Source organism: Melioribacteraceae bacterium 4301-Me (assembly GCA_041538185.1).
Lineage (GTDB): Bacteria > Bacteroidota > Ignavibacteria > Ignavibacteriales > Melioribacteraceae > Pyranulibacter > Pyranulibacter aquaticus.
Window position 1 is genome coordinate 437,146 of the sequence record JBGORM010000001.1, and the last position, 12,116, is coordinate 449,261.

Sequence of the window (12,116 nt, forward strand, 5' to 3'; positions counted from 1 at the left end):
CTCTTTAGTTAGAAAGCGTTTGTTCTTTTTTACGTCCAAAATCTTCATCTAAAGGGATAAATTTAGTAATAATAAAAGCGGGAATAGTAGCTAATAAAGTCCACACGAAAAAATACTTATAGCCGATCATATCTTCAATCCAGCCGCTAACCATTCCAGGCAGCATCATACCAAGGGCCATAAAAGCAGTTGCGATTGCAAAATGAGCAGTCTTGTGGTCGCCTTCGGATATATAAATCATATACAACATATAAGCCGTAAATCCGAATCCATAACCAAATTGTTCTATTGCAACGCAAAGATTAATAAAGAAGAAAGAAGTAGTTTGGGTAAATGAGAGTATTATATAAACGCTATTAGGAACATTAATTGCTGCGACCATCCACCAAAGCCAATGTTTTAAGCCATCTCGTGCTGCTAAAAAACCGCCTAGTATTCCGCCTGCGAGCAAAGCTAACATTCCAACGGTACCATAGACAATCCCAACTTGGCTTGTCGTTAATCCTAATCCGCCTACACTTCTGTAATCAAGTAAAAAAGGTGAAGCAAGTTTAACCAATTGAGATTCGCCTAAACGGTAAACTAATAGAAAAGTTATAAAGATTGCAATATTTTTTTTCTTGAAGAACAAAACAAAAGTCTTGAAAAACTCTGAAAAAATATTTCCGTTATTAGCTGAAGCAACTGATTTGTCATTTGGCGGATAGGGTAGAATAAAGAGATGGTAAATGAAGAAAAGCATAAACAAAACACCAAGTACAGAAAAAGTTATTACCCACGATAGACGGATATTGCCAGCAGTAGCATAAAATATTGCTGCTCTGTTTGGTTCGACAGTGTTGTTAGTGTATATTAACGAGTAAGCAGGCTTGTTCCAATTAGATGAATTAAATGTGAAGTCGTTGCCCTCAATAATTGATATTCTATCATCTCCGCTTTTGTAATCAAATTTTACTTTAATATTTTTATCAGCAGGGGGTTCTTTAGATAAGTGAAAGTAGATAGCCGCAACGCTTCCATTCTTTTTACTGAATGAATTTATATCCCCCTCACTGTTAGTATAGAAGCCATTCTGGATGTTCCAATTTTTAATCAGAGATTTAATTGAATCGATGTTTTGGTTTTTATTTTGCGAAATATTCAAAAAAATTTTGTCTGTTGACGCAATTACTCTAAGTTTGCCTTCTTGAGGTTGGAATTGAGTTTGTTTCAGTTTTATATCGTTTGGCTTACTCGAATTAGCTATAGTAATTATTTCAGTTTTAACAGGGGGTAAACCAGTTGAGGTTTCGAGATAACCTACAAAAATTATTAACAGTCCTTGACCTGTAATCATAGCAATTCTATAGAAAGTACTTCTTATACCAATGAAAAAAGCCTGTTCATGTTTTTGTAAACCAAGCATGTAAAAACCATCGGCAGCAATATCATGCGTAGCAGAACTAAAAGCCATCAACCAAAAGAAAGCTAAGGTATATTTAAAGTAATTTGGTGCCGGGATACTAAGAGCAACAGCTCCAAGTGCAGCTCCAATAATGAACTGCATTAATATTATCCAAAAGCGTTTTGTTTTCAAGATATCTACAATTGGGCTCCATAACGGTTTAATGACCCACGGCAAGTAAAGCCAGCTGGTATACAAAGCAATGTCGGTATTCGACACACCCATTCTTTTATACATTATAACAGAAACAGACATTACAACAACATAAGGAATACCCTCAGCAAAATATAAGGTGGTTACCCAAGTCCATGGATTTCGGTAAGTTCTTTTTTGCTTTTTCATATATGTTTTATTTGATAAGAGAAAACAGCTTAAAAAAGTTAATTAGTTTGGGCTAAATTTTTAGCCATAATTGCTGCACCCATTGCTGGTTGATTTTCTGCTTTTACAATTTCAACTTTTTGCAGAGTTTTTTTTAACTTATCTTTAAATAGGTTTGAATAATAATTTTCTGTTGAAATAACGCTACCGGTCAAACACAATTTCATTTCTTCTTTGTTCATAATTTTTAACATTGATTTTACATGAAGAATTAGTTCATCAGACTCTTCATCCAGTACTTTTTTTGATAGTGCGTCACCCATTTGAGCAGCCTCAATTACTTTTGGTGCAAAAGATGCAATGTCAAAATTATTTCTGTAGACTTGAGTTATTAATTCTGATGCAGAAGTGATGCCAAAATCTCTACTTAACATTTCGGTAAGCAATGTTTTTCCTCCTCTGCCATCATATTCTTTAGCAACCAAGTTAAGCCCTTTTCTTCCCAATGTATAGCCGCTGCCTTCATCGCCTATAAGTCTGCCATAACCGCCAGCGCGATAAATTTTATTAAAATTATCTTTAGCTATTATAATAGAACCCGTTCCAACGATTAAAAGGCATCCTTCTTTACCAGAGAATGCTCCTTCAAGTGCAATCCTTGCATCGCTTTCAACAATAAATGATTTAAAGCTATAGCCCTCAACTTTTGCGTAAGTCATAAAATCGTTTTTTAATTTTTCAGCGTCATCCTTTCTTCCGGCTCCTGTTGTGCCTATCAAAATTGATTCAACATCTTCAGAAGATATTTTAAGGTAATTTAATGCAGATAAAATTAATGAGAGAATGGTTGAAGCGACTCGCTGTGTACCAATAATAAGAAAATTTGATTGACCTCCTTCACATGAATAGAGTGGATTCAATTCGTAGTCGGTCACTACACACTTTGTTTTTGTGCCTCCGCCATCTAATCCAATAAAGTATTTTGAACTCATTTAATTAATTAAATTATTCTAATTTATTTGTGAGCTGTTTTATTTAGCAGTAAGATTATTTACTCCAATTATAGCAGGTTTACTTTCGTTGCTAATTTTATCTACAGCCGATACTGCAATATGTGTCAATTGTAATTTTTTTACAACTAATTCGCCATTATCATTAATAAATTTATATTCTGAAATTTTTGGGATGATGTAGGAATTAACATCAGCTGTAAGAATTTTATAGTCCCATCTTCCATCGTACTTGAAATATACAACCCACTTAAAAATGTTTTTGTTGTTATTGCTTGACCAAGATATTTTCACGCTATCATTTTCCACAGAAGCAGAAACTTCGGGTGTTTTTGGTGGCTGAATGTTGAACCATGGTGTGGATGGTATAAGCGCTTGCTGTTTATAGGGCCCGTTTGATAGAGCAGCAGCTAATTCGGGCGAATCTTCCAATGCTGAAACGCTGTAATGAATATTACCGGGCGATTCTGGCAACATAGCTCTTGTTATCATTATTTGGTTAATGATTTCTGTTGTGTTTAAGTCATTATTTTCTCTAACGATATATATGCCTGGCCAGAAATGCCTGTTTAATTTATTCTGCTCCTTCCACCACCCTAAAATTATCGGATAACTTTGATAGAGGTTACTTATTTTCCAATAAATTTGAGGTGTCCAGTAATCTACCCAACCCTTATTAATCCATAATTTCGCATCTGCATAAATTTTTTCATATTGGTCGAATCCCTCAACAGACTCTGGGTGACCCGGTCTCCAAATTCCAAAAGGACTTAGCCCAAACTTAACAGTTGGTTTAATTTTTTTTATTCCGTTGTAAACTCTTTGGATAAACTTATTTATGTTTTCGCGTCTCCAATTGTTTTTATCTAACTTGCCGCCGCTGTTTAAATAATCTTGGTAACTTTTTCCATCTGGGAAATCTTCATTATTGTTGTAAGAAGGGTAGGGGTAAAAATAATCGTCGAAGTGGATGCCGTCTACATCGTACCTTTTGGTTATATCCATTACTACTTTATACGAATAATCCTGCACTTCTTTGTTGCCTGGGTCTAACCACCAGTAACCGGATTTTAGTTTTACAACCCACTCAGGGTGTTTTTTGACAACAGAATAGTTACTAATCTCGCCCCCTTTTACGTGATGAGCACGATAGGGATTTATCCATGCGTGTAATTCAAGCCCTCTTTTATGAGCTTCTTCAATCCAAAACTCTAAAGGGTCATAAAAAGGCGATGGAGCAACACCTTGTTTGCCTGTTAAATAATAAGACCAAGGTTCAATATCGCTTTTATAAAAAGCATCACATTGAGGTCTAACTTGAAGTATCACCGCATTAAAGTGATTATTTTCTAAAATATCTAAAATTTTTATTGCTTCTTTTTTCTGCTCCTCTGTTGAAAGGGATTTACTGCTTGGCCAGTCAATATTATCTACTGTTGCTACCCAGGCGCCTCGAAATTCTCTTTGAGCTTTGGGCAAATCGTTGCATTCTTTTTCTTGTAAAATAGGATGACTATTTGTGATAAGATTGTAAGAAACTAAAAATAAAAAAATGAACAAAAGTAATTTTCTTATTAGCATAAGATTACTCAAAATGTATTGAATGAATTATTTTTTGTCCCATCTTATTATTTCTTAAGAGAAAAATTATTTTAGCAAAGTTAAATTGTAGAGTTAATGCAATTTTTTACTTCATCGATTGGAATGAAAATATAAAACCGTTATTTATTTTTACTACATAATTGGGTAGTTTTGACACGAAAGTTGTTAAGTTTATATGATGAATAAAATAGGATTTAAGTTGTTATATAAAATGGGCGTTATTTTTTATCTAATATTCTCGTTGCTGCTTTTAACAGATATAGTTTTTGCTCAATCCAATAATTTTACTTTTGAACGAATTACCAGAGAACAAGGGCTAATACCGGGCAATGTAAACGACATTGTTCAAGACAGCATTGGCTTTATTTGGATGGCTACAGAAAACGGGCTTTGCAGGTATGATGGATACAATTTCCTTTATTTTAGGAATGAACCTACTGATACTGCAAGTCTAAGTTTTAATAATGTATTCAGCTTGCTTAAGGACAAGAACGGCATTATTTGGGTTGGTACTCTTGGCGGCGGTCTAAATAAATTTGATAGCAAGACGAGGAAGTTTAAACGGTTTAGATACAACCCAAATAACCCAAACTCAATAAGCAGTGATATAATTTATAAGTTGTATAGAGATTCCAAAAATAGAATTTGGATTTCAACACTTGGTGGTGGCTTAAACTTATTTAATCCAGTAACTGAAACTTTCGTTCGCTTTCAGCATAATCCTCATGATTCAAATTCCATAAGCAGTAATATGGCTAGTGCAATTTATGAAGATAAATATCATAATTTTTGGGTAGGAACTTTTGATGCAGGCATGAATTTATTTTATCCTGATGAAAAAAAGTTTATACACTTTAAAAATGATTCCTCGAATATTTATTCGATAAATCATAATCAAATAATGCAATTCTTAGAAGATGATAAAGGCAGATTTTGGGTCGCAACTTTTGGCGGTGGTGTTAATTTGTTTGACCGTAAAACGAAAAAATTTTATAACATCAAAAACAAAAAGAACTTTACAATAAAACCTGACCACTTAAACGTTAGAACTTTATATGAAGACGAAAATTACTTGTGGGTAGGCACTTACAATGGGCTCTTTCTTTTTGACAAAAATAATTTTGCAAAGATTGATATTTATTACAACCCAAATAATCCTCAAACAATTAATAACAACAACATAAGGTCAATATTTAGGGACAGAACAGGGGTTTTCTGGGTAGGAACTATTACAGGGGTTAATAAATATGATTCTATGAAAAAACGATTTCATCTTATCAGTTTTAAAGAAGCTTATAAACATAAAATGAATAATCTACGCTCTTTACCATCAAAATTTATTTTTGAAAACATACTATGGGCTAGTTTGGAAAAACCAAGTAATATTGACAGAAAAAACAGAAGAATATATTATTGGAGCAGCTCAGACTTTACAAATAAAATTAACATGACTATTTCACGCAGTTCTTATTTTGACGAAAAAGGGAACCTTTGGGTAGGCAGCTACGATGGAATACACTATTATGATAGATTTATCAATGAATTTGTTAATGTGCAATATTCAGACGATGGTACCCCAACACTTGGTAATAATTTTGTCAAATGTTTTTATGTAGATAAACAAGGTAATTTCTGGGCTGGCACAATGGCTGGCGGTTTAAGTTACTATAATTACAAAAAAAATATTTTTAAAAAGTATTTGCACTACGAAAATAAACCCGAAACAATTAGTGACTCACGTGTAATGTCTATTCTTGAAGACAGCAAGGGATTGCTTTGGGTTGGTACTTTTGGCGGACTAGATATATTTAACAAATCTAATGAAACATTTAAACATTACCAGTCAATTCCGAACGACAAGACTACTATCTCTAACGACCGTATTTATTGTATATACGAATCAAAAAATGGTGATTTATGGATTGGTACTTATCAAGGTCTTAATAAATACAACAGAGAACAAGATAACTTTGAAAGATTCCCTGCAAATCAAAGTTTAGGTGAAGATACAATTTATGGAATACTGGAAGATGATTACGGTAATTTGTGGATTCGAACTAATCAAGGTATTACTAAATTTAATCCTTCTAAAAAAGAAGTATATGATTATACTTCAGAAGATGGTTTGGCTGGCTTAGAATTAAATGGAAACATATATTTTAAGGATGCAACTGGAAAAATGTTTTTCGGTTTTTCGAATGGACTCATTTCTTTTTATCCAAATGAGATTGTAAATAATCCTTTCAAGCCAGAAATAGTATTTACAAAACTTTCCATAATGGATCATGAAGTTGGAATTGGAGAAGATTCACCATTGACAAGACCATTAAATGAAATGAAAGAAATTGTACTTTCATATAAAGATAAGGTGATTAGCTTTGAATTTTCCGCACTTCATTATGCAATTCCATATAAAAATAAATATGCTTATAAATTAGGGGGACTTTTTGATGATTGGACTTTTGTAGATGCAGAACACAGATATGCAAAATTTACTAATTTGAGCCCGGGTAAATATGTCCTAAGAGTGAAAGCTTCTAACAACGATGGTCTTTGGGGTGATAATGAACGCACGATAAGTATAATTATAAAACCACCTTTCTGGGAAACTTGGTGGTTCAGGTCTATTGCTGTAATTGCTGTTTTACTGATAATTTTTTTGTTCTACGAAAATAGATTGAACAGATTATTAGAAATTGAAAGAACACGTACCAGAATTGCTCGAAATTTGCATGACGAGGTCGGAGGTTCGTTGTCAAGCATTCAATATTTTGTTAGAGCAATTAAGAAAAACCTTTCAACTGAAGACAATAATGCTGTTTCAAAATACTTAAACTTAATTATGGAAAGCTCCGACGATGCACAAGAAAAAATAAAAGATTTAATTTGGACTGTTAATCCTGAAGAAGACGGCTTAGGGAAATTCTTAATCAAATTTAACAGATATGCCTCAGATTTACTGGATTCTAAAGGAATAAGTTATCATATTGATTTACCAAGCGGCGTAGATAACAAATCTATACCAATGGAAAAAAGACAGCATTTATGGTGTATTTGTAAGGAAACTGTAACAAATATAGTTAAGCATTCGCAATGCAAAACTGTAGATATTAAGTTCACAATTCAGAATAATAAATTGAACTTTTATATAGCAGATGATGGTGTAGGGTTCGATATGGAACAAAAACATTCGAGCAATGGAATTGTTAATATTAAAAACAGAGCAGAACAGTTGAAAGCTGATTATTCTTTAAAAACTTCTCACAATAAAGGTACTAGTTGGTTCTTTTCTATAAAAATATAATTTCACCTAATTGGGTAGTGTCAAAAATTAGTTTTATTAAGAGATTAATATTGTAAGGTGAACTATGGTAACCATTTCAATAATAGAAGATAATATTTATGCTCGCACTGCATGGGAATCAGCTCTTAACAGCGAAGAAGATTTTGTTGTACTTGGCTCTTTTGGTTCTTGTGAAGAAGCCATTGAATCTGAAGCCATAAGAAAGAGCGATGTAGTTCTCCTTGACATCGGTTTGCCTGGTATTTCAGGAATTAAAGGAGCTGAAATAATTAACAATATAAATAGTAACGCCCTGATTATTATGATTACAATTCAAGATGATGATAAAAGTATCTTTGGCTCGTTGCAGTCTGGTGCTATTGGTTACCTTCACAAATCAGTTTCGCCGGATGAATTAATTGAATCAATAAGGCAAGCTGTAAAGGGCGGCTCGCCAATGACTCCTCAAATTGCTCGTAAAGTACTAAAATCTTTTCACAAATTTAATCCTACTCACGAAAAAGATAAGCTTACTGAAAAGGAAATTACAATTTTAAATTTATTGGCTGAAGGAAAATCATATAAAAAAATTGCAGAAGAGGTTTTCCTTTCGGTAGATGGAGTTAAATATCATATAAGAAGCATTTACGAAAAACTTCATGTCCATAGCAGAGCTGAAGCAGTGAGCAAAGGACAAAAAATGAGAATTTTGCCTATAATATAAATTTATGAAAGTAATTTAAGTGCAAACAGTATAACTATAAATCCAAAAAATAAAATTGTATTGTACAGTCCTTAGTATGAGATTTTAAAAACATTGAATCTTAAGTTTTTTATTCGAAAAGTTTGCTCATATAGTAAATAAGATAAAGTAACTTACTACTATACAAACACTTACATATGGCTTTGGTATATGTATTCTATAGCTTTAATTTCTGACGATATCGGCTCTCTAAAAAATTTAATATCCCTATGACTTCGTATATAATTAAATGACTTGGATAATATAGCAGTTTTAAAAACTACACATTGGTGTAGTGTTATTGCGTTGAATAGTTTACAAATTAAATCAGCAATAAAATTTCCTTTCGGTTACTTAGAAAGAATAGATTTATCAAATACTTAGGAAATGATGATTATGTTTGATACTATACATGCAAGTTACAACTTATCTGAATTTATTAACAGAAGGAAATTTTAGTCATTGTTCTAATTATTTTGATAATCTTGAAAGAGCTAATTGACTAATTATTAACTTTATTGATGCTACCATGTTCTTTACAACTTTCAGTAGTGATTAACGAATTGTTAATCCAAAAATTCAGAGCGAAACTTAGGAGATTTAGAGTATGAGAAAAATTTTACTTTTTGCATTCCTCTCATTCTTTATTGCATTACAAATCCGTGCGCAGACAGGTAAAATAGTAGGTACAGTTAAAGATGCGGCTACAGGTGAGCCTCTCATAGGCACCAATGTAATTATAGAGGGTACCACCACAGGTGCTGCCACAAATGCTGATGGCTTTTATGTTATTCTAAATGTACCTGCTGGCACTTACACGTTAAGATTTTCTATGGTGGGTTATACAACCTACACTGTAAGAGATGTTGTAGTAAATATTAACCAAACAACTACAATAAATGCCGAACTTTCTACTGAAACAATTCAAACAAATGAAATTGTTGTTACAGCAACAACTCCAATTGTACAAAAAGATGTCTCATCAAGTAGAATTAATCTTGATGTAAAACAAATTTCAAGTTTGCCAGTTACTAGTATTACAGGTGTTATAGGTCTGCAAGCAGGCGTTGAACCCGGTCTTGTTATAAGAGGCGGTGCAGCAAATCAAACTGGATTTGTTGTTAACGGTATGACGTTAAGAGATGAAAGAGATAATTCGCCTTTTACAGGTATTAGCTACACAGCAATTGACCAAATTCAAATTCAAACAGGCGGATTTAATGCTGAATATGGAGACGTAAGGTCGGGCTTAATTAACGTTACCACCAAGGAAGGTTCTAAAGATAAATATTATTTTAGCTTCCTTGGGAGATACAGCGCACCTTCTGCTAAACATTTCGGTCCTTCACCAAATGACCCTAATACTTATTGGTTGAGACCTTATCTCGACCCAGCTGTATGTTGGACAGGCACAACTAACGGTGCTTGGGATGAATATACTCAAAAACAATATCCTTCGTTTGAAGGCTGGATTGCTATTGCAAATAAAACACTCCAAGATAATGACCCTAAAAATGATTTAACACCACTTGCTGCCCAAAAATTATTTTTGTGGCAGCATAGAAGACAACTTGATATTAGGCTACCTGATTATGATATGGATATGAGCTTTGGCGGACCGGTTCCCGTAATAGGTAAGGATTTGGGCAACCTTAGATTTTTTGCCTCTTATCGCCAAACACAAAATGAATATGTAATACCTTTATCTCGCAATGGTTTGAACCAATATAGCGGACAAATAAAAATTACAAGTGATGTTGGTAAAGGGAAAAAATTAATGGTGCAAGGCTTGTTGGCTCAAGATTTAGGGACTAATAATAATAACGCTGGTTTAAATGGATTGTTTACTTCTCCGGATGGTATTGCAAGCGTTATGAATCAAGTTAGTTACATTGATGCCCGTATGTTTGCACCAGACTACTGGGCACCAAGCACTGTTAATTATTTTATGTACGGTGCAAAATTTACCAATGTAATTAATCCATCAACACTTTACGAAATAACCTTTACTGCTTTTGGTTCAATATATAAGACAGGTCCTGGGCGCAGCAGAAACACAGACAGTGTTTATCAATTTGGCAATAATTACTTTGTTGATGAAGCTCCTTTTGGATATTCAGATTTTCCTACTAGCGGGATTGGCAGCGGTTTAAGAATGGGAGTTGGTTTCAGCAACTCAAGAGATAGCAGCCGTGTTACTACGTACAATTTAAGAGGTGATTTTCAAAGCCAAATTAATGAACATAACGAAATTAAAGCTGGTATTGAATTTACTTTTACTGACAATAATGTGCATTACGGCTCAATTGATGAATACTTGCCAAGCGGCAGGTCAAGGTCAATTTGGCATACTTATCCTAAAAGAGGTGCAATTTATATCCAGGATAAATTAGAATTTGAGGGAATGATTGCTAATTTAGGTCTTCGTGCCGAGTATTCTGATCCGGGAGGTACTTGGTACGACTTCAGCAGTCCTTATACTCATGCTTTATCTTCTACTGGTACATTAGACACTGTAGCACAGTCTCCTGTTGTTAAACAATTTACAATTAGTCCAAGACTTGGTATTGCATTCCCTATAACTGAAAACAGTAAATTATACTTTAATTATGGGCATTTTCGACAAATACCTACTCCGGATAATCTATACTTAGTAAGAAGATTTTTAGACAACAATGCTGTTACAAGATTAGCTAATCCAAACCAACCATTACAAAAAACTGTAGCTTATGAATTAGGTTACGAGCAGAACTTGTTGGATATGTTTTTAATTCACTTGGCTGGTTACTATAAAGACGTTTCACTTCAATCACGTTTAGTTACTTTTGTAAGTCGTGACGGTAAAGTAAATTATTCAGTAACAAGGCCAGATAATTACCAAGATGTTAGAGGTTTTGAAGTAACTGTAACAAAAAATAGAGGTTCATGGATTCAAGGTTTTGTTAATTATACTTATGATGTAACAACAGCTGGAAATTTTGGATTTGACACTTATTATGAAAACCCTGCTGAACAAAAAAGATACGAACTTACTACTACTTCTTATTATCAAGAAAGACCAGTTCCACGTCCTTATGCTAGAATGAGTGTTGATATTTTTACACCCCCAGATTTTGGTCCAAAGCTTGGCGGCATAGATATTCTTGGTAATTGGAGATTGAATATTGTTGGCTCGTGGCGTTCTGGTTATTACTTTAGTTGGGCTAACGGCGGTTCCATTCCAGGCGTAGTTAATAATGTTCAATGGAATGATTACTGGAATTTTGACTTGAGACTGAGCAAGAGTTTTCGTTTTGGGATAGTGGACCTTGAATTGTTTGCGGATGTAAATAATGTTTTCAACTACAAATATATGTCGCAAGGAGGATTTGTTGATGCAAACGACTATTTGGCTTACATGAGGTCTTTGCATCTGCCTAAATCAGCTTTTGACAACTATCCTAGAAACCCTGATGGCTCTGTAAATATTGGTTATTCAAATACTACTGACCCATCGTACTACGAATTTGGGAATGATAGACCTGGTGACTATAGAACTGGCCCTTATCACCCTTGGGATCCAAATGCTGACCCTGCTACAAAAGAACAATGGCTGAAAAATAAATCGTATATCGATATGCCTAATCAAACATTTTTAACATTCTTAAATCCAAGAGATATTTTCTGGGGATTAAAAGTTACTTTGGAATTGTAAACATAATAGCAATTAATTCT

At 33.7% G+C, this 12,116-nt stretch carries 6 protein-coding genes; 3 read left to right on the forward strand and 3 right to left on the reverse strand.

Annotated elements, in window-relative coordinates; all coding sequences use genetic code 11:
- Positions 1-4: 4 nt before the first annotated feature.
- From ABRY23_01920 to ABRY23_01930, 3 genes are read right to left on the reverse strand one after another with little or no spacing between them, the layout of a single operon-like run.
- Complete coding sequence (locus tag ABRY23_01920) at positions 5-1,786, reverse strand: MFS transporter (GenBank protein MFA3781805.1); 1,782 nt, start codon at positions 1,784-1,786, stop codon at positions 5-7.
- Positions 1,787-1,824: 38 nt separating this feature from the next.
- On the reverse strand, positions 1,825-2,757 hold the full coding sequence (locus tag ABRY23_01925; GenBank protein ID MFA3781806.1) for an N-acetylglucosamine kinase: 933 nt from the start codon (positions 2,755-2,757) through the stop codon (positions 1,825-1,827).
- Positions 2,758-2,796: 39 nt separating this feature from the next.
- Complete coding sequence (locus ABRY23_01930; GenBank protein MFA3781807.1) at positions 2,797-4,356, reverse strand: glycoside hydrolase family 10 protein; 1,560 nt, start codon at positions 4,354-4,356, stop codon at positions 2,797-2,799.
- Between the two features lie 196 nt (positions 4,357-4,552).
- Between ABRY23_01930 and ABRY23_01935 the strand changes: the two genes are divergently transcribed.
- From ABRY23_01935 to ABRY23_01945, 3 genes are all read left to right on the forward strand, one after another.
- Positions 4,553-7,681 (forward strand): two-component regulator propeller domain-containing protein, encoded by a 3,129-nt coding sequence (locus tag ABRY23_01935; protein MFA3781808.1) that lies wholly within the window; start codon positions 4,553-4,555, stop codon positions 7,679-7,681.
- A 64-nt stretch (positions 7,682-7,745) separates the two neighbouring features.
- Entirely contained in the window at positions 7,746-8,384 is a 639-nt protein-coding gene (locus tag ABRY23_01940) for a response regulator (protein ID MFA3781809.1), read from the forward strand.
- 625 nt (positions 8,385-9,009) lie between these two features.
- On the forward strand, positions 9,010-12,096 hold the full coding sequence (locus tag ABRY23_01945) for a carboxypeptidase-like regulatory domain-containing protein (protein MFA3781810.1): 3,087 nt from the start codon (positions 9,010-9,012) through the stop codon (positions 12,094-12,096).
- The last annotated feature ends 20 nt before the right edge of the window (positions 12,097-12,116 follow it).